Origin of the sequence: Arthrobacter sp. MYb224 (assembly GCF_002975455.1) — a bacterium.
GTDB lineage: Bacteria > Actinomycetota > Actinomycetes > Actinomycetales > Micrococcaceae > Glutamicibacter.
The window spans coordinates 295,059-313,609 of sequence record NZ_PCPU01000003.1; the positions used below are offsets into that span (position 1 = coordinate 295,059).

19 protein-coding genes and 4 tRNA genes are annotated in these 18,551 nt (G+C 62.1%); 10 read left to right on the forward strand and 13 right to left on the reverse strand.

The features are described 5' to 3' along the window. Positions 1–55 precede the first annotated feature (55 nt). The 5 genes from CQ017_RS07380 to asd all read left to right on the forward strand — a co-directional run bounded on the left by CQ017_RS07380 (position 56) and on the right by asd (position 3,251). Complete coding sequence (locus CQ017_RS07380; RefSeq protein ID WP_105553159.1) at positions 56–379, forward strand: GNAT family N-acetyltransferase; 324 nt, start codon at positions 56–58, stop codon at positions 377–379. A 50-nt stretch (positions 380–429) separates the two neighbouring features. After that, positions 430–1,242 (forward strand): thymidylate synthase, encoded by an 813-nt coding sequence (locus tag CQ017_RS07385; RefSeq protein WP_105553160.1) that lies wholly within the window; start codon positions 430–432, stop codon positions 1,240–1,242. After that, a complete protein-coding gene (locus CQ017_RS07390) occupies positions 1,239–1,787 on the forward strand; it encodes a dihydrofolate reductase (protein ID WP_105553161.1) in 549 nt (182 codons plus the stop codon). The genes CQ017_RS07385 and CQ017_RS07390 overlap by 4 nt, the downstream gene beginning before the upstream one ends. Before the next feature lie 5 nt (positions 1,788–1,792). After that, positions 1,793–2,020, forward strand: a complete 228-nt coding sequence (locus CQ017_RS07395; protein ID WP_096283756.1) for an NF038396 family protein — start codon at positions 1,793–1,795, stop codon at positions 2,018–2,020. A gap of 112 nt (positions 2,021–2,132) precedes the next feature. After that, the gene (asd, locus tag CQ017_RS07400; RefSeq protein WP_105553162.1) at positions 2,133–3,251 is read left to right on the forward strand and encodes an aspartate-semialdehyde dehydrogenase; all 1,119 of its coding nucleotides are present in this window, start codon (positions 2,133–2,135) and stop codon (positions 3,249–3,251) included. A gap of 53 nt (positions 3,252–3,304) precedes the next feature. Here the strand turns inward: asd and CQ017_RS07405 are convergent, their stop codons facing one another. The 6 genes from CQ017_RS07405 to CQ017_RS07430 form a co-directional block, all read right to left on the reverse strand. Then, positions 3,305–4,366: a UDP-N-acetylmuramate dehydrogenase gene (locus CQ017_RS07405; RefSeq protein WP_105553163.1), complete on the reverse strand. Its 1,062-nt coding sequence runs from the start codon at positions 4,364–4,366 to the stop codon at positions 3,305–3,307. A gap of 27 nt (positions 4,367–4,393) precedes the next feature. Continuing rightward, the gene (locus CQ017_RS07410; protein WP_258133536.1) at positions 4,394–5,614 is read right to left on the reverse strand and encodes an MFS transporter; all 1,221 of its coding nucleotides are present in this window, start codon (positions 5,612–5,614) and stop codon (positions 4,394–4,396) included. After that, positions 5,590–6,030 (reverse strand): MaoC family dehydratase, encoded by a 441-nt coding sequence (locus CQ017_RS07415; protein WP_105553164.1) that lies wholly within the window; start codon positions 6,028–6,030, stop codon positions 5,590–5,592. Before CQ017_RS07415 ends, CQ017_RS07410 begins: the two co-directional genes overlap by 25 nt. Before the next feature lie 3 nt (positions 6,031–6,033). Next, positions 6,034–6,480, reverse strand: a complete 447-nt coding sequence (locus CQ017_RS07420) for a MaoC family dehydratase N-terminal domain-containing protein (protein ID WP_105553165.1) — start codon at positions 6,478–6,480, stop codon at positions 6,034–6,036. 48 nt (positions 6,481–6,528) lie between these two features. After that, positions 6,529–6,789: a hypothetical protein gene (locus tag CQ017_RS07425; RefSeq protein WP_096283766.1), complete on the reverse strand. Its 261-nt coding sequence runs from the start codon at positions 6,787–6,789 to the stop codon at positions 6,529–6,531. Positions 6,790–6,854: 65 nt separating this feature from the next. Continuing rightward, positions 6,855–7,796, reverse strand: a complete 942-nt coding sequence (locus CQ017_RS07430; RefSeq protein WP_258133537.1) for a DUF2797 domain-containing protein — start codon at positions 7,794–7,796, stop codon at positions 6,855–6,857. A 272-nt stretch (positions 7,797–8,068) separates the two neighbouring features. On the opposite strand from CQ017_RS07430, the gene CQ017_RS07435 reads away from it, so the two are divergent. Then, on the forward strand, positions 8,069–8,785 hold the full coding sequence (locus CQ017_RS07435) for a GTP pyrophosphokinase family protein (RefSeq protein WP_374954780.1): 717 nt from the start codon (positions 8,069–8,071) through the stop codon (positions 8,783–8,785). Between the two features lie 50 nt (positions 8,786–8,835). Here the strand turns inward: CQ017_RS07435 and CQ017_RS07440 are convergent. Further along, positions 8,836–8,909, reverse strand: a tRNA-Met gene (locus CQ017_RS07440). Positions 8,910–8,956: 47 nt separating this feature from the next. Next, positions 8,957–9,028: transfer RNA gene (locus CQ017_RS07445), tRNA-Thr, on the reverse strand. Between the two features lie 414 nt (positions 9,029–9,442). On the opposite strand from CQ017_RS07445, the gene CQ017_RS07450 reads away from it, so the two are divergent. Both CQ017_RS07450 and CQ017_RS07455 read left to right on the forward strand, forming a co-directional pair. Next, positions 9,443–9,514, forward strand: a tRNA-Thr gene (locus CQ017_RS07450). Positions 9,515–9,800: 286 nt separating this feature from the next. Then, positions 9,801–11,231: an HNH endonuclease signature motif containing protein gene (locus CQ017_RS07455; RefSeq protein ID WP_105553168.1), complete on the forward strand. Its 1,431-nt coding sequence runs from the start codon at positions 9,801–9,803 to the stop codon at positions 11,229–11,231. 285 nt (positions 11,232–11,516) lie between these two features. Here CQ017_RS07455 and CQ017_RS07460 read toward each other — a convergent pair whose 3' ends face one another. Then, a complete protein-coding gene (locus CQ017_RS07460) occupies positions 11,517–13,430 on the reverse strand; it encodes a DEAD/DEAH box helicase (protein WP_105553169.1) in 1,914 nt (637 codons plus the stop codon). Positions 13,431–13,796: 366 nt separating this feature from the next. Here CQ017_RS07460 and CQ017_RS07465 point away from each other — a divergent pair, with 366 nt between their 5' ends. Then, entirely contained in the window at positions 13,797–14,174 is a 378-nt protein-coding gene (locus CQ017_RS07465; RefSeq protein WP_096283522.1) for a hypothetical protein, read from the forward strand. Between the two features lie 70 nt (positions 14,175–14,244). On the opposite strand, the gene CQ017_RS07470 is transcribed toward CQ017_RS07465, so the two are convergent. Both CQ017_RS07470 and CQ017_RS07475 read right to left on the reverse strand, forming a co-directional pair. Beyond that, positions 14,245–15,402, reverse strand: coding sequence for a cystathionine gamma-synthase (locus CQ017_RS07470; protein ID WP_105553171.1), 1,158 nt, complete (start codon positions 15,400–15,402; stop codon positions 14,245–14,247). A 28-nt stretch (positions 15,403–15,430) separates the two neighbouring features. Further along, positions 15,431–16,795 carry a pyridoxal-phosphate dependent enzyme gene (locus tag CQ017_RS07475; protein ID WP_105553172.1) on the reverse strand — a complete coding sequence of 455 codons (1,365 nt, stop codon included), beginning with the start codon at positions 16,793–16,795 and terminating at the stop codon, positions 15,431–15,433. Between the two features lie 91 nt (positions 16,796–16,886). On the opposite strand from CQ017_RS07475, the gene CQ017_RS07480 reads away from it, so the two are divergent. Next, entirely contained in the window at positions 16,887–17,882 is a 996-nt protein-coding gene (locus CQ017_RS07480; protein ID WP_105650038.1) for a DNA-3-methyladenine glycosylase, read from the forward strand. Between the two features lie 35 nt (positions 17,883–17,917). Here CQ017_RS07480 and CQ017_RS07485 read toward each other — a convergent pair whose 3' ends face one another. Then, positions 17,918–18,289 (reverse strand): co-chaperone YbbN, encoded by a 372-nt coding sequence (locus CQ017_RS07485; RefSeq protein ID WP_096283570.1) that lies wholly within the window; start codon positions 18,287–18,289, stop codon positions 17,918–17,920. A gap of 142 nt (positions 18,290–18,431) precedes the next feature. Beyond that, a tRNA-Tyr gene (locus CQ017_RS07490) sits at positions 18,432–18,513 on the reverse strand. Between the last annotated feature and the right edge of the window lie 38 nt (positions 18,514–18,551).

Sequence of the window (18,551 nt, forward strand, 5' to 3'; positions counted from 1 at the left end):
CGAAATGGGACTATGACTAGAGGTGAGAGAAGTCACCAGCGAGGAGGCAACCGCCATGACTGCCCAACAGCCAGAACACCCGGTGCAGAAGATCGTGCACCAGGGCTTGCGCATGGACCACGACCCGGGGCGCGGACGCTACTCGCTATGGCACGGCTCCACCTTCGTCGGCTTCATCGGCTACCACCGCGAGGGGCAGCAGGTGACCTTGCAGCATACGATCGTGAACGAGGAGTTCGGCCGCCGCGGCTACGCCCGCGCGCTGGTGACCATGGTGCTCGATGAGCTGCGCGCCGAGGGAGCCACAATCGTCCCCGAATGCAGCTATGTGCAGGATTACCTCTCCCGCTACCCGGAGTACCGCGATATGCTCGCGTGAGCCGGCACCGCTTTTAGCGCGATCGGGCCATGGAAAGCTAGGATGGAACGGTGACTCCACAGACTATCGCCACACAATACGAAGACCTGCTGGCCGATGTGCTCGCCCATGGCGCCGCGAAAGAGGACCGCACCGGCACCGGCACGCGCTCCGTTTTCGGCCGCCAGCTGCGCTTCGACCTGAGCGAATCCTTCCCGCTGATCACCACCAAGCGGGTGCATTTTAAGTCGGTTGCCGCGGAACTGCTCTGGTTTTTGCGCGGTGAATCAAATGTGAAATGGCTGCAGGACCAGGGTGTGCGCATCTGGAACGAATGGGCCGATGAAGACGGCGAGCTCGGCCCGGTCTACGGGGTGCAGTGGCGCAGCTGGCCGACCCCGGACGGCGCGCATATCGACCAGATCTCCCAGGTCATGGATTCCCTGCAAAGCAACCCCGATTCGCGCCGGCACCTCGTGTCGGCCTGGAATGTGGCCGAAATCCAGAAGATGGCCTTGCCTCCCTGCCACGTGTTCTTCCAGTTCTACGTCGCCGAGGGCAAGCTCTCCTGCCAGCTCTACCAGCGCAGCGCCGACATGTTCCTCGGCGTTCCCTTCAACATCGCTTCCTACGCGCTGCTGACCCTGATGGTCGCCCAGCAGCTGGATCTGGAACCGGGCGAATTCATCTGGACCGGCGGCGACACCCACATCTACACCAACCACCTGGAACAGGTCCGCGAGCAGCTGCGCCGCGAACCCTACCCCTACCCGAAGCTGGAATTCGCGTCCAAGCCGGCCTCGCTCTTCGACTACACGCTGGAAGACTTTGTGCTCAAGGACTACCAGCACCACCCGACCATCAAGGGGGCCGTGGCCGTATGAGTCCACGCCACGCCACCGGCCAGGCACCGCTGATCGGCGCGATCTGGGCGCAGGGCGCCAACTCGATCATCGGCGCCGCCGGCTCCATGCCCTGGCATGTGCCCGAGGATCTGGCCCATTTCAAGGCCGTCACCGCCGGGCACCCGGTGATCATGGGACGCAACACCTGGGAATCCTTCCCGGCCAAGTTCCGCCCGCTGCCCGGGCGCAGCAATATCGTGCTGACCTCCCGCAAGCAGGATCAGCTCCGCGCCGACGGCGGCATCCCGGCCGGCGGCCTGCGCGAAGCGCTGGATATCGCCCGGCAGAGCCCGGGCAGCGAAGAGATCTGGATCATCGGCGGCGGGCAGCTCTACGCCGCGGCCCTGGAGCTGCTCGATGTTGCGGTGGTCACCCGGCTTGATCTGAGCCCGGCCGGCGATACCAAGGCCCCGGCGCTCCCGGAAGATTTTAAGCTCTCCGCGGCCGACCCGGCCGAGGCCTGGCATAGCTCAAAGAGCGGTATCGGCTACCGCTTCGAATCCTGGATCCGCGAAAAGGACTAACCGACGTGAAAAAATATCTTGGCGAGCTCAAGGCACACCCCGAGGCGCTGTTCATCCTCGGCTACATGCTCTTCCCCCTGCTGGCGCTGGTGGTGGCGGCCCTGGGCTTCTTCATGGTGCTCAGCGGGAACAAGGTCTTCGGGCTGATCATGCTGCTGGTCCCCACCCAGCTGTTCATCTTCGGCGCGATGTGGGCCATCAACAATCGCAAGAAGCTGCTGGAGGAAAAGTAACTCTTCGGCTTCCACGAATCACACTCGAGCCCTGCTGGGCCTCGGGTGTGATTCTGCTTTAACTGCTGTAACGAACCCGGCCCAGATTGCCCGCGCGCCCTACCATGGAGATATGACTTCATCTGTTGGATTTGTTGGTTACCGCGGCATGGTTGGCTCCGTGCTGATGCAGCGCATGCTCGACGAAGGCGATTTTGCGCACCTCGACCCGGTCTTCTTCTCGACCTCGAACGCCGGCGGCGCCGCCCCGGCATTCGCCGAAGGCTCCGGGGCGCTGCAGGACGCCTACGATCTTGAAACCCTGGCCAAGCTGCCCATTATCGTCACCGCGCAGGGCGGGGACTACACCTCCAAGGTCCACAGCGAATTGCGCAAGTCCGGCTGGGATGGGCTCTGGATCGATGCGGCCTCCACGCTGCGCATGAACGAGGACTCGGTGATCGTGCTCGACCCGGTCAACCGCAGCGTGATCGATCATTCCCTCGTCGCCGGGGTCAAGGACTTCGTCGGCGGCAACTGCACCGTCTCGTGCATGCTCATGGGACTCGGCGGGCTGTTCAAGAACAACCTGGTCGAATGGGGCACCTCGATGACCTACCAGGCCGCCTCCGGCGGCGGCGCCCGTCACATGCGCGAGCTGCTCACCCAGTTCGGCGACATCAACTCCCACGTCGCCTCCGAGCTGGACGACCCGGCCTCCGCGATCCTGGAGATCGACCGCAAGGTGCTGACCGCGCAGCGCGGCGGGCTGGACGCCACCCAGTTCGGCGTGCCGCTGGCCGGCTCGTTGATCCCGTGGATCGACGCGGACCTGGGCAACGGCCAGTCCAAGGAAGAGTGGAAGGCCGGGGTCGAGACCAATAAGATCCTGCAGACCAGCGGAGAGCGGCACGTGGCGGTGGACGGGCTGTGCGTGCGCATCGGCGCGATGCGCTCGCACTCGCAGGCGCTGACCCTGAAGCTGAAGGAAGATCTGGCGGTCTCCGAGATCGAGTCGCTGCTGGACTCCGACAACGAATGGGCCAAGGTCGTGCCCAACACCAAGGAAGCCACCGTCGACGCGCTGACCCCGGTCGCCGCCTCGGGCACCCTGGACATCCCGGTGGGCCGCATCCGCAAGCTGGAAATGGGCCCGCAGTACATCTCGGCCTTCACCGTCGGCGACCAGCTGCTCTGGGGCGCCGCGGAGCCGCTGCGCCGCATGCTGGCCATCGCCCAGGGCCGCCTCTAGGCACACGGCAAAGCCCCTTCGAGCCATCGGCTCGAAGGGGCTTTTTGCGCGCTCTAGAGCGCCAGGCCGATCAGCAGCGGCTCGTTGACCAGCATGATGCCAAAACGCTCGTGGACCCCTTCGCGCACCGCGCGGGCGATGGCCAGCAGATCCGCGGCGCTGGCCCCTCCCCGGTTGGTGATCGCCAGGGTGTGCTTGGTGGACAGGGCCGCGCGCCCGCCGGCCAGCTCGTAGCCCGCGGTGCCTTGAAGCCCGAAGCCCTTGGCGAAGCCCGCCCGGTCGATCAGCCAAGCCGCCGACAGCTTCACCAGGCCCGCCTCGGGCACCGGGTAATTCGGTGCGTCCGCCGGTAGCCGCTTCAGCACCTCGGCGGGCAGAATCGGGTTGGTGAAGAAGGAGCCGGTGGAGTGCGAGTCGGGATCGTTCGGCTCGTACACCATGCCCTTGGAGCGCCGCAGCTCCAGCACGCTCTGGCGCACCTTTGCGGCCGGCGCGCTGTCCCCGGCTTCCACGCCGAGCCGCCGGGCCAATTCCGCATAGCGGATCGGCGCGGAGGCCTCCGTGCGGCGCAGTGCGAAGCCTACTTCCAGCACCACGTAGCGCGGCGAACCGTTCTCGCTCGTGCGCTTGATCAGCGAGTCGCGATAGCCGAAGGACAGCTGCTCCTTGTCCATGGTGAGCCGCTCGCCGGTTTCCCGGTCGTAGAGCCGCACCCATTGAAGGGTCTGCGATATGTCGGCACCGTAGGCCCCCACATTTTGCACCGGGGTGGCCCCGGCGCAGCCCGGGATGCCCGAGAGCGCCTCCAGCCCGCTCAGTTCCTGGGCCAGGCTGAATTCAACCACGGCGTCCCAGTTCTCCCCGGCGGCCACGCGCAGCAGCGCGGTGTGCGGGCTCTGCTCTTCCACGCGCACCCCGCGGGTGGCGATCTGGATGGCGGTCCCGGGGAATCCCGCATCGGAAATGACCAGGTTCGAGCCGCCGCCGACGAGCAGCACGCGCTCCCCGGCGGCGTCGGCCGCCGCGATGGCCGCGACCAGCTCGTCCTCGGCGGTGGCGACCAGCAGCGACTGGGCCGGGCCGCCGACCTGCGATGTCGTCAAATTCTTCAGCATGCTCCTACTTTCGGATAATTACGTGTGCTAGTGGTCTTCGGCCTGGCGGTACCCTGCCATATTGGCGGAAAGGCAGAAGGCAAGCACCACCAGAATCGAGATGCTGCCCAGCGCCGGCAGCAGCCCGATCGCCCCGGCCAGCAGCCCCAGCAATGGCGGGCCGCCCAGGAAGGCGCCGTAGCCGATGGTGGAGACCACCGAGACGCGGGTGGCCGCATGCAGCGGATCCGCGGAGGCGGCGCTCATCGCCAGCGGGAAGGTCAGCGCGACGCCCATCCCCCACACGGCCAAGCCGATGAAGGCCAGCGGCAGGCTGCCGCCGAAGGCGAAGAGCAGCACGCCGGCCAGGGCGGCGATCGCGCTGGCCTGGATCATGCGCACCCGGCCCAGCCGGAGGATCAGATCCCCGGACAGCAACCGGGTCAAGGTCATCGTGCTCACGAACACCCCGTAGCCGATGGCGCCCACCGCCGCGCTGCTCTGGTAGCCGTCGGCCAGGGCGAGGGCCACCCAGTCGCCGGCGGCCCCTTCGGCCAGGGCCATGCCCAGCACCAGCACGCCGAGCAGCACCGTGCGCGGTTCCCGCCAGGCCGCCTTCAGCGAAGGCCCGGAGTGCGTGCGCGGGGTCCTGGCGAAGTCCTCGCCGAAGAACCGTGCGCTGTAGAGCACCGTGCCCACGATGAGCAGGCCCATCGCGCCGTAGTGGTATTGCACCGGCAGCGCCAGCGCGGCCGAGCCGGCACCGATTCCGGCGCCGAGCACGGTGCCGATGGAGAAGAATCCGTGCAGCGCGGGCATGATGCTTTTGCCCAGGGCCCGCTCCATGGCCGCGCCCTGCACATTGGAGGCCACATTCCACGCGGCGGTCCCCAGCCCCTGGGTGAAGAGAAATACTCCGGTCAGCCAGGTGGAGCCCAACGCCCCGGAGCCCAGCCCGACCAGCAGCAGCGAGCTGCCCGCCACGCTCGCCGCGACGCGCATGACGTTGGTGGCACCCACGCGCAAGACGGCCTGCCCCGAGAGGGCTACCGACAGGAAGGAGCCTGCGCTGAGGCAGAGCAGCAGCAAGCCGACATTCGCGTGATCCAGCGCCAGCGCGTCGCGCACCGCCGGCAGCCGGGAAACCAGAGCGGAGATCAGCAGGCCGCTGGCCAGGTAGGCCGCCATCAGCGAATTGCGCCAGGCGATGACCGCTCCGGGCGCTTCGCCTACCGGGTGCTTGTTCAGAGCTGCACCACGGCCTGGCACTTCATCAGCACCTTGGTTCCGTTGGCCGATACGGTCAAGTCCACGCGCGCGGTGCGGGCTTCGGCATCCAGCGCGCCGATCTTGCCTTCGATGTCGATGGCGGTGCCCGCCGCGTCGCCCGGGTTGCTCCCGGCCGGGTCTTCGACGATGACCGGCTTGGTGAAGCGGGTCTGGTAGTCCAGGATCGCTCCGGGGTTTCCCACCCACGCGCTGACCAGTTCGATGACCGAACCCATGGTGAACATGCCGTGGGCGATCACCGAGTCGAGCCCAACTTCCTTAGCGAAGCGCTCGTTGTAGTGGATCGGGTTGAAGTCCCCCGAGGCGCCGGCATAGCGCACCAGATCGCCCCGGTTCACGCTCACCGTCTTCGAGCCGATGACTTGTCCCTTTTCCAGGGTGGAGAATTCGATCATGGCCTAGTCCTCTGCTCGTACCAGTAGCGATGAAGTGGTGGTGGCGACCTTCTCGCCGGCCACGGTGGTGATCTCGGAGCGGGTGGTGATCATCGCCCCGGCCCCCATTTCGCGCACCTGGTCCACGTAGAGCTCGGCGAGCAGTTCGTCGCCGGCAACGATCGGCCGGTGGTGGGTGAACCGCTGGTCGGCATGCACCACGCGGGAGAAGTCGATTCCCGAGGCCGGATCGGCGATGAGCTGGGCATCGGCACGCTGCGCGATGATGATGGCGAAGGTTGGCGGGGCAACCAGATCCGCGTACCCCAGATCGCGGGCCGCGCTCACCTCGAAATGCGCCGGCGAGCTTGCCTTGGTTGCGGTGGCGAATTCACGAATCTTTTCGCGTCCTACCTGGTAGGACGCACCGGCGGGGTAGATACGCCCCACGAGGTCAGGGTTGATACCCATTAGTTCTCCTGCACGTTGTGAGTTGCTAAGTAGCTTCTGGTGGCTCTGTTACTTCTGCTTCTTGGCGCGCGGGGTCGCCAATCCATTGGCAATGCGCCAGTTGCGGGTATCCCGGGCACGGACAGCCAGCGCCACAATATGGCACAGCATGCCAACGACCATAATGCAGATCGCGGTGTAGACCAGCGGCAGCGAAGGAATGTTCGCACCGATGATTGCCAAGATAATCCCAAAGCCCATAACACCCATGGCGGTGAACACAAGCTTCTTGTAACGCGGAGAGGCCGCTTCCCATGGAGTGTTGGTCATGGCATCCAGTTTAGTTGACGGTGCGCGCCACGGTGCCCAGCGCGAAACGAAATTGCGCGTGAAACTCAGAACAATGGAGATTGTTCCTCGAAGAACTCACCGCGCTGCTCTTTCACGCTCACCACGCGAGTCTTCAGTTCCGCGGCATCGAGCAATCTTAGAGTCGTCTCCGCGCCGCTGTCCACGAGAATCACCTGGCCAAGCACCCCGCGAATGCGCAGATTCAGTTCGCTTCCCGGAACCGCTCCCGCCCATGGGTGGACGGACTTGGCATCCCATGCGCGGATTACCTCACGCGCAAATGCGGGCTGTTCCCAACGCTGATCCATCAATTCCACGCCATAGGCCGATAGGTCCCCCTGCGATTCGAGGAAGGTTTGCGTGCGCCGCGCGGCCGATGCATTGGCAGCGTCCAGACTCGCGGCATCCATGTCCCACGAGGTCAGCCCTTTAACCTTGGATTTTTGTCGAACCTGCTGCTTCAGACCCACATGCTCGGTGACAAGGTCCTCCAACACGCGGATCGCTGCGCCATCTACCGCCCGGGCGACGTAGCGTGCGGCTACCGCCCCTTGCTGCGCCAGTCGCGTCCACTTGCTCTGCATCGAGGTGGTTCCGACCTTGGTAGCACCTTGAGCGAAACTTGCGACGTACAGGAAATGCGGTTGCTCCAGGTATTTGCGCAGCCCCTCGGGCGCTTCTCCGGTCTTATGGAATTGGTGCATGAATTTGCTTTGGTCCAAACGGCGGCAGCCATCGCATTGCGTGCCGGTGTTCAGTCCCTTGAGCTTCGGGCAGGGATGCAGGCTGCGTGAACCATCGGCGCGCATGCTCACATATCCCAGACAGAACTTCGTCTCCCCCACGCTCAGCGTGATCGATCGGTTCTCGCGAAGCGGTTCATTGATCCAGTCATCGCCACGGCGCAGGCGCAACATTGGATCTGGCTCATTTTGCGAAAAACTAATTCCATGGCAGAGCTGCCGGTTTTCACGTTCGAGAATCATCCGACCCTTTCAAAAGTCCTGCACACAACGTTAGAGCGTTAAACACCGCGACAATGCACTACCAACATGTATCTCGTTCATGCCTAATTCTTAGTGGACAGCATTAGTGTGGAAGAAGATGACGAAATATTGGTATGCCCTCGGGCCTACTACTTTATGCAGAGGTGGCCGAAATTTCTCCCCATTCAGATGATCACCACGCCGTCCTACCTACTCCGATCAGCAATTCCGCCGGCGGCGACGGGCCGCTTGCCTATGACTTCGCGCTTTCCCTGCGGCAATCGCTTCCAAAGTTCATGATGGAATACCGCTTCGCCGCGGACGAAGTACTGACCAAGGTTTCGATCCTGCGCGAGGAATTCTTGTATTTGCACAAGTACAACCCGATCGAGCATGTCACTTCACGCGTGAAATCACCGGAGAGCATTCTTCGAAAAGTAGTCAAGCGCGGCATCGATCCAGCCCTCTCTTCAATTCGCGCGAACATTACCGATATCGCCGGAATCCGGATTACCTGCAGTTTCATCAAGGACACCTACAAGATCCTTAATACGCTCACTTCACAGAACGATCTCAAGGTGCTTCAGGTCAAGGACTACATCAAGAACCCGAAACCGAACGGCTATAAAAGCTTGCACGTAATCCTGGAGATTCCGGTGTTCCTCTCGGAGGGGCCAGTCCCGGTGATCGTCGAGGTGCAGATTCGTACCATCGCCCAAGATTTCTGGGCCAGTTTAGAACACAAGATTTTCTACAAGTACGAAGGCTCCGTGCCGAGCCATTTGGTCGAGGAACTGACCGAAGCGGCCGGCGCAGCCGAAAAACTTGATTTCCAGATGCAGCGGCTTCACACGGCCGTGCATGGGCACGATGCGAATGCGGGAGACCCGGCTACCGGTGAACCATTCGATGAAGAGCTGCTCGAGCAGGTCCGCACATTGGCGCTGAAAGCATCGAGGAACACGGCCGATAATATCGGCCAGCCTTAGAAAACGAAGAAAGCCTCGAAAACTCAACGAGTTTTCGAGGCTTTTGTCGGTAGCGGCGCCGGGACTCGATCCCGGGACCTCACGATTATGAGTCGTGCGCTCTAACCAGCTGAGCTACGCCGCCACAAGTGGGAAGTCATCCTGTAGAAGCCAAGAAGACTTCCCACTCAGAGCCCCCTGCCGGAATCGATCCGGCGACCTCGTTCTTACCAAGAACGCGCTCTACCACTGAGCTAAGGGGGCAACGAGTAAATACTCTACACGGATTTCTCAGCAAAGAAAAATCGGACCAACCCCGCGTGAACCAAACCCCAATTTCCCATAAAGATCCAAGTGAAAACGGTTATTCACTTTCTCTGTTCGCGGACTTTGAATGGCCCTCACCAAAAACCTTGCCCGTGACGCTACTCACTCAAAGCTAGTCTTCTCGGCTATGCGCCCGCACTCTTCCCCGCAGTCCCAGTTCCGCCCAATTTTGCCCTCGCAACCAAGGCGGCTGGTTGCATTGGCCGACCATCACGCCGCCGCTGCGCAGGCAAGCAACCAGTGTCCATTGAATTCAGAGAACCCCTACTGAGCATGGATTTTGTGAGGTCAAGCACTAAGCGGTGCCTGATTTTGAAAACACATAATTTGTGTGTAAAGTATTTACCTGTTGCCCCCTTAGCTCAGTGGTAGAGCGCGTTCTTGGTAAGAACGAGGTCGCCGGATCGATTCCGGCAGGGGGCTCGGATAAAAGGGAGAAAATCTGTTCGCAGATTTTCTCCCTTTTTGCTTGCCAAAATACTTTCCGAATCAGAGCACGGGCCACGATCCCGCTATAGGCGCAGCCCCCAGGCCAGCAGCTTGCGCATTGCGGGGACAATACCTGTCAACTCATTCAACGCCTCTAGAGCTTCAAGCCACAGCGATTTATTGACGTTTTCCACAGGCGCTCAGCCAGGTAAGTTTCCACTAATCCACAGTTGGTAAACGCCACCCCAAACCCTCCACGCCACCCACGTACAGTGGAAATATGTTCGAAGAACACAACGAAGACAACAAACACTTCGAAACCCAGCCCCCACCCAGGCCACCCACCCCAGGCGTCCTGAACCAACCCATGCCCTTCATCGAGGACCTCAACACCCGCCTAGCCACCATCCTGGAACACGGCAACCAAACCACCCTCACCCAAACCATCGACGACCTCGAACGACTCAAAGCCAGCTGCAGCGCAGCCCAAGCCAAACTCGCCTACCACTACGAAAAAACAGTCGTCCGCGACCACGAAGACCGCGGCATCCACATCGACCACAGCGCACGCGGCGCCGCCGCAACCATCGCCATCAACCGCCGCCAAACCACCCACGGCGCCTGCAACTACCTCATCTCCTGCCGCATCCTCAACGAAGACACCCCACACCTGGCCCACGCCTTCGAACAAGGAGAGCTCACCGAACGCCAAATACTGGCCATCACCGCACCACTGCAAGAAATCGACACCAACCCACGCCGCGAATTCGACGCCCTCTTCGCAACCCACCCCGACATGTTCAACCACCTCGGCCCCAACGCCATCACCGACACCGTCCGCAAATTCACCGAACGCTACCAAAGCAGCGAAAAAGCCATCCAAGCCGAAGACGAAGCCGCCAAACGCTACATCCGCTTCCGCAAAGGCAAAAACTGCGTCATGCTCAGCGCCAAGCTCCCCCTCATCGAAGGCACCGCACTGGCCAAATCCATCAAACAACGCGCCAAAGCCATCCACCGCACCGGAAACGACCCCCGCACCAAAAAGCAGCTCCAAGCAGATATGCTCATCTGCAGCCAACTCAACGGCTTCCCACCCAAAATCCCGCTCTTCCTCGACGTCAAGCTCATCATGACCGACAAGGCCCTGTTCCTCGGCGACCGGGAACCGGCGAACCTGCCCGGCTACGGCATGCTCCCGGCCCAATACGCCCGCGAACTAGTCGCCGGAGCCCGGGTAGACCTCGAAGACCCCTTCCACCTCAGCCGCCACGACGACGAACTGAACCGCAGAATCTTCACCTTCCCCGAAATCCAGCGGATCTACACCGCCCCAGGAAATCAAGACCTCATCGCCATGGACTCCAAAGCTCGCGAATTCCCCGAAAGCCTCAAAGAGTTCATCCGCATCCGCGACGCGCACTGCCAAACCCCTTACTGCAACGGAGTCCCGGAAGAAATCGACCACGTGGTCCAGCACCACCTGAACGGGCCGACCACCGTGCACAACTCCTCCTTCCGCTGCTCATTCTGCAACAAGGCGAAGGAACTGCCGGGATGGTATGAAAAAGTCGATCCGTACCTGCCCCACTCCATCGTGATCGACACCGGAGACGGACGGACCTACCGGTCCCTGGCTCCCCCGGCAACCGGAGTAGTCCGGGATACAACACCACCGGTCATCCACCTGCCCAAGCATCAACGAGAGTAAGCAACTTGGCTGAAGTAGTCCTGCCCGAAGCACAGCCACAGGCCTCTAAGTAACGCGCCGCAGGGCAGTTAGCCGTCCTCCTAGGACTCCTAGCTTGCTGCGCCAGCACGCCGAAGCCCGGCCATCGACTACGAAGCCAGGATGATGGGGCAGAGCATCTTTGAAAACGGTAGGCGGCCTTCTGGCGCCTTACCGGAATAATAACCTCAAGAGATATCGGGGTTAAACAAAAGCACCCTCCCGAGCCGTTTTCACGGCTCAGGAGGGTGCTATTGAAATCAGAGCTTAGTAGTCGCGACGTCCGCCGCTACGGCCCGAATCGCCGAAACGGCTCTTGCCGCCACGTCCGCCGCCGCCGAAGCCGCCGCGCTTTTCGCCACCGCGTCCGCCGCCGCCGAAGCCGCCGCGTCCGCCACCGAAGCCACCGGAGCGCTTACGGTCGCCGTAGCCACCGCGATCCGAGTCTTCGGCTGGGCTACGACCGTTGTCGAGCTCCAGGTCGATGGCTTCGCCGCCGATGCGCGTCTTGGACAGTGCACGCCACTGGTCCTTGCTCAGCTCTGCTGGCAATTCGACCAGGGTGTGATCCGAACGGATGTCAATGCCACCGATTTCGGAGGAGTTGAAGCCGCCCTCGTTTGCCAGTGCGCCGACGATCGAGCCTGGCTGAACGCGGTTACGACGGCCAACGGCCAGACGGTACATGGCGTTGCCCTCGGCTGCAGTCTTGCGTGCACCGCGCTCACGTGGTTCGCGACGGGCTCCGTCACGACCGCCCTCACGTCCGCCTTCGCGGTCCATGCGGGCCTTCTTCGATGGTGGGACGACTGGTTCGGTCATCAGCAATGGACGACCGCCCTGAGCCATCAGTGCCAGTGCGGCAGCGATTTCCAGCTGATCCAGGTCTTCGTGCTCGCTGGCGAAACGCTCCACGATTTCACGGAAGGTAGTCAGATCCTGGCCACTGATGGTCTGGTCGATACGGTCAATGAAACGCTGGATGCGACGGTCGTTGACCGAGTCCAGGGAAGGGAGCTGCATCTGGGTCACCGGCTGGCGGGTAGCCTTCTCGATGGCACGCAGCAGGTACTTCTCGCGTGGGGTCATGAAGAGGATCGCGTCGCCCTTGCGGCCTGCACGGCCGGTACGGCCAATGCGGTGCACGTAGGACTCGGTGTCGTGTGGGATGTCGTAGTTGATGACGTGGGAGATGCGTTCCACGTCAAGGCCACGAGCGGCCACGTCGGTTGCGACCAAGATATCGATCTTGCCCGAACGCAGGTTCTCGACGGTGCGCTCACGCTGCTGCTGCGGGATATCACCGTTGATAGCTGCGGCGGTGAAGCCACGTGCCTTCAGCTTGTCGGCAAGATCTTCGGTAGCCATCTTGGTGCGCACGAAGGCGATAACGCCTTCGAATTCCTCGGATTCGAGGATACGGGTCATGGCGTCCAGCTTGTGGGCACCCATAACCTGCAGGTAACGCTGGGTGATGTTGGTGCCGGTCGAGGTGGTCGACTTGACGGAAACTTCCTGTGGGTTGCGCAGGTATTCCGCAGCGATACGACGAATGGTGCGTGGCATGGTTGCGGAGAACAGTGCAACCTGCTTGTCGGCCGGGGTCGACTCCAAGATCTTGTCAACCTCTTCGGCGAAGCCCATGCGAAGCATTTCGTCGGCCTCGTCCAAGACAACGTACTGGAGGTTGGACAGGTCCAGGGAACCCTTGTTGATGTGGTCGATGACTCGACCTGGGGTACCAACAACAACCTGTGCACCGCGGCGCAGGCCGTTGAGCTGTGGGCCGTATGGGGAGCCACCGTATACCGGCAGGACGGTGAAGTCGCTGAGGTACTTGGCGTAGGAAGTGAAAGCTTCAGCAACCTGAAGGGCTAGCTCGCGGGTTGGAGCCAGAACCAGGATCTGCGGGGTGCGAGCTGGACCGTTGAGGTCAGCAAGCTCGGCCATGCGGGACAGTGCCGGCAGCGCGAACGCAGCGGTCTTACCGGTACCGGTCTGAGCCAAACCAACAACGTCACGGCCTTCAAGAAGCAGTGGGATGGTGGCGGCCTGGATTGGCGATGGCTTCTCGTAGCCGAGGTCGGCCAGTGCTGCAAGCACTCGGGCGTCAAGACCAAGTTCGCTGAAGAGCACGGTCGGCTCTTCGGTGGTCTTTTCGTCATTGGTGTTTACGGGCATGTCAGATGACACGAAGAATTACCTCATTCGTTTGGGGGAAGGCCTACCCGTCCCCAAAAGAAAGAACGACGCATAGGCTACACAGTAAAAAACTACTCACGCTCATCAAGCGCTCCCCTATGACATAAAAACCGCGCTCACACTTGGCGGAAGAAATACAACACGAGAAGGCTCTAGCCTCAAAAATTGGGCGAGATGCAAGGAAACCCTGATGTTCGCGAACACCTAATACTATCGACATCAGGGGCCATTTGTCAGGGTGAGAGCCGTGTGAGTTCGGGCACCGCGACGCAGAGGACCCAAAACCGTTGCCGGAACGCTAGGCTGGAAGACGTGAAAAAGCCCGCGAATCCCTCACTTACGGACGTGTCAACCCCCGGTGCACTGCGTATCTCCCGGTTTGTTTGGATATTGGCCGGAGTGCTCTTCTTGGGCTTCGCAGCCAATCTGTTCTTCGATACCTGGACTGGCCGGTCCCTGGACCTAGGGCCGCTGGCACTCGTAGCCCTGCTGGCGGTGGCCGGCATTGCGTTCTGCCTCTTGGCCATCCGCCTGTGGAAGGGCGAACGGTCGGCACGTGCCCAGTTGACCTGGATCGGACTGATCGCGGCGCTGCCTACCCTGCTGCGCATGGGACGCTATGCGATTCTTGCGGCCGTGGTGCTCGTCGCGGTGCTGCTGATGTGGACACCTGCAAGCATCAAGTATTTTAAGCTCGTCTCGCCAAAGCCCAAACAGAAATAGTCGACGGCCGCGTTAAACACCGCGGGACTCGTAACCCAAATGGTTGCGAGTCCCGCGGTGTTTTTTCTGCTTAGAGCGCCGTGAAGGCGCGCTCCAGATCATCGATCAAATCGGCGGTGTCTTCGATACCCACCGAGAGGCGAAGCAAATTCACCGGGACGGCCAGTTCGGTTCCCTTGACCGAAGCGTGAGTCATCTCCGATGGGTAGTTCATCAACGATTCGATGCCACCGAGCGACTCGGCCAAGGTGAAGAGCTTCGTGCTTTCGGCAATCTTCCGCGCGGCGGCCTCGCCACCGGCGAACTGCACCGACACCATGCCGCCAAAACCGCTCATCTGCTTCTTGGCGATCTCATGGCCGGCGTGATCCGCGAAGCCCGGGTAGAGCACGCGCTCCACTTCCTTGCGTTCGCGCAGCCAGGCAGCGACCTGGGCCGCATTCTCGCTATGCGTGCGCATGCGCACGCCCAGGGTCTTCAACCCACGGGTGGTCAGAAAGGCGTCCATCGGGCCGGAGACGGCACCGACCGCGAACTGGATGAAACCGATCTTCTCGGCCAGCTCGTCGTCGTTCACGATGATCGCACCACCGACAACATCGGAGTGCCCGCCGATGTACTTGGTGGTGGAATGGACGACGATATCCGCACCGTGGGTCAGCGGCTGCTGCAGGAAGGGACTGGCGAAGGTATTGTCGACAACCAGCAGCGCTCCGGCCGCGTGGGCGATCTGGGCGACCCGGGAGATATCGGTGATCTTCATCATCGGGTTCGACGGGGTCTCAACCCAGACCAGCTTCGCCTTGTTCTTTTCGATCGCGGCGGTCAAAGCCTGCTCATCGGACATGTCCACCGGGGTGTTGCCGATGCCCCAGGCGCCAAGCACTCGGTCGATCAGGCGGAAGGTTCCACCATAGGCGTCGTTGCCCAGCACGATGTGGTCCCCCGGGCGCAGGATCGCCCGGATCAAGGAGTCCTCGGCCGCCAGGCCCGAGCTGAAGGAAAACGCATGTTTGCCGAATTCGGCTCCGGCCAGCTGCGCCTGGAGCGAATCACGGGTTGGGTTGGTGCCTCGGCCATATTCATAGCCGTTGCGCAATTTGCCGATCGCTTCCTGCGCATAGGTCGAGGAGAAGTGCAGCGGCGGAACTACCGCGCCGGTCACCGGTTCAAATTCCTGGCCGGCGTGTACGAAACGAGTATTTGATCCCTGGGTATTTTCGGTCATGACGTTCCTGTCCTTGTGATGGAATTCGTTAGCGGGTGACGTAGGCCAGCAGGTCCGAGGCGGACAGCGCGGCGACGACGTCTCCGCCGTGCGTCAGCAGCACCGCCGGGTGCACGGCCAGCAGTTCTTGGGCACGGGCGAGATCTTCCCCCACGCCGAGCAGCGGGATGGCCAGCTGCTCGAGCTCTGCCAGCTCGCTGGTGGCCGCGGCACCGGCCAGGAGCGCGTCGGCGATGGTCGCCGCGCCGATGACCCCGCGAATTTCGCCGATCCGGGCGGGCAGCTGGCTGGTGGCCACGACCAGCGCTTCGGCACCGGACTCGCGTAGCGCCGCGGCGGCCTGGACCAGGGTGGTCTCGGGTGCTAGGGCCGGTTGCGGCTGGGTAGCCAGCGCGCGGGCTATGCCCACCAGCTCGGAGTCCGCCTCGCAGGTGAAGCCCTGGGTGAGCATCCAGGAGTCGTTGAAGATCTTCGCCAGGTAGCCTCGGCCGCCGTCGGGCGCGATGACCACTACGACGTCGTCCTCGCTCAGGTCCTTGGCCACGCGCAGCGCCGCCACGATGGCCATGCCGGATGAACCGCCCAGCAGCAGTCCCTCCTCGCGAGCCAGCCGGCGAGTCATCTCGAAGGAGTCGGCATCCTTGACCGCCTCGACCGCATCGGGCACCGCAGGATCGTAGTTGCCCGGCCACATGTCCTCGCCGACGCCTTCGACCAGGAACGGGCGGCCGGTGCCGCCGGAGTAGACCGAACCGTCCGGGTCCGCGGCGATGACCTTGACCGGACCCGTGGCACGATCGGCGGAAATCTCTTTGAGGTATCGTCCGGTACCGGTGATGGTGCCGCCGGTGCCCGCGCCGATCACCACATGGGTGAGCTTGCCGTCGGTATCGTTCCAGATTTCCGGGCCGGTCGACTCGAAGTGGCTTTCCGGGGCTCCGGGATTGGAGAACTGGTCTGGCTTGTATGCGCCCTCGATCTCGCGGACCAGACGGTCCGAGACACCGTAGTAGGACTCAGGGGATTCCGGGGCTACCGCCGTGGGCGTCACCACGACTTCGGCTCCGTATGCGCGCAGCACGTCGCGCTTTTCCTCGCCGACCTTGTCCGGGGTGACGAAGATGGTGTTGTAGCCCTTCAGCTGTCCGACCATCGCCAGCCCGACACCGGTGTTGCCGCTGGTAGGTTCGACAATAGTTCCGCCGGCCTTCAGCTCGCCGCTCTGCTCCGCACGCTCAACCATTTTCAGGGAGATGCGATCCTTGATGGATCCGCCCGGATTCAGGTATTCGAGCTTGACCAGCACGGTGGCTTTGATACCGTCGGTCACGCGATTGAGTTTGACGAGTGGCGTGTTGCCAATCAGATCTAGAACTGTAGACGCATACTTCATGTCAAGAACTTTACCGGCGGATGTCACACATGTCGTGGCCGCTCGTAGCTTAGCGTCATCCAGTAGCCATCACCGGCCCGAAATGTTAGCGATGGGCCCGAACAGGGAAGAGGTACCGAGCGTGCACACCGCGGCGATCAGCAGCACCTATGACCCGCGGCGTCCGGTCAATTTGCTGAAGTCCTTGGGGATTTTGCGTCGCGGCCTCGGCGACCCGACCATCCGCCTGTCGGCCACGGACGCCTGGTTGGCCTTTGCGACGCCGCAGGGAGATGCGACGCTGCACATCTCGAAATTGTCACCCGCTGGCGTCGCTCGATTCGGCGCGTGGGGGCCGGGTGCGCGCTGGGCCATCGATTTCGCGCCGGAGCTCTTGGGCAGCCAGGACGATTGGGCGCGCTTCGATGAGCCGGACTTCTTCGCCGCCCTGCCCGAAATAGTGCAGCGCCAGCGCAGGGAACATCGGGATATGGTGCTGCCGCGGACCCACCGGATCTTCGAGCATGCCGCCGGTGCGGTGCTGGAACAACGCGTCACCGGTATCGAAGCTAATCATGCGTGGCGCTGGCTGATCCGGCACCATGGAAGACCTGCACCGGGCCCGGCGCCCGACGGGCTGCGGCTTTTTCCGCGCCCGGAACAAATCGCGGCGCTCAAACGCTGGGATTGGCAAGGCGCCCGGGTTGAGAATCAGCGGGCGCAGACCTTGGGCAGGCTAGCGTTCGCCGCGAGCCGTTTGGAATGGTGGGCCGCCCCGGAACTGGGTGAGATCAAGCCGCAGGCTAGTGGCGCGGGCACCCTGGAAGCTGCGTTGCTGGCCATACCCGGGATCGGGCCTTGGACGGTTGCCGAAACCTTGCAGCGTTCCCACGGCTCCCCCGACCATATTTCGGTCGGCGACTTTCATCTGGCAGGGTTCGTTGGCCAGATGCTGACCGGCCGTCGCGTTAAGGATTCGACAATGCTTGAGCTGCTGTCTCCTTTTGCCGGACAGCGCCAGCGCCTGATTCGGCTGCTTCTGCTTTCCGGCCAGAAAAAGCAAAGCTTCGGGCCACGCTATGCCCCGTTGGATCATCGAGGTCGTTAGCAGCCCGAAGCTTTAGTTGCTAGATAGCTTTTGTACTATTCCGCCTGCGCGCCTTCCTCGGCGATCTGCGCGTGCACCTCGGACATGTCGATGCCCTTCACTGCGGTGACTAGATCTTCGAGCTGGGCCGCATTCAGTACACCAGGCTGGGAGAAAACCAGGACCTTTTCGCGGAATGCCATCACGGTCGGAATCGACGTGACATTGGCAGCGCGGGCCAAACCCTGTTCGGCTTCGGTGTCCACCTTCGAGAACACAACGTCAGGGAACTTTTCCGAAGTTTGCTCATAAACCGGCGCGAACTGACGGCAAGGACCGCACCACGCTGCCCAAAAATCAACGAGCACAATGTCATTGTCTTCAATCAGCTGGGCGAATTCTGCTTCGCTCACATTTTTAGTTGCCATGCTTACACGGTAGCCGAATTCGGCCACAAGTACGTAGCTGAGAGACATGGAGCGCAGTTCGAAAACCCGAAATATCGGGATTTTTGCGTACTTTTCCGGAGATGCAAAAAACTCCCAGATCCTAAGATCTGGGAGTCATTTGTGGCAGATACTGGATTCGAACCAGTGAAGGCGTTGCCAGCTGATTTACAGTCAGCCCCCTTTGGCCACTCGGGTAATCTGCCCCGTTTGTTCACGTCGGAACGAGAAATAACTCTACAGG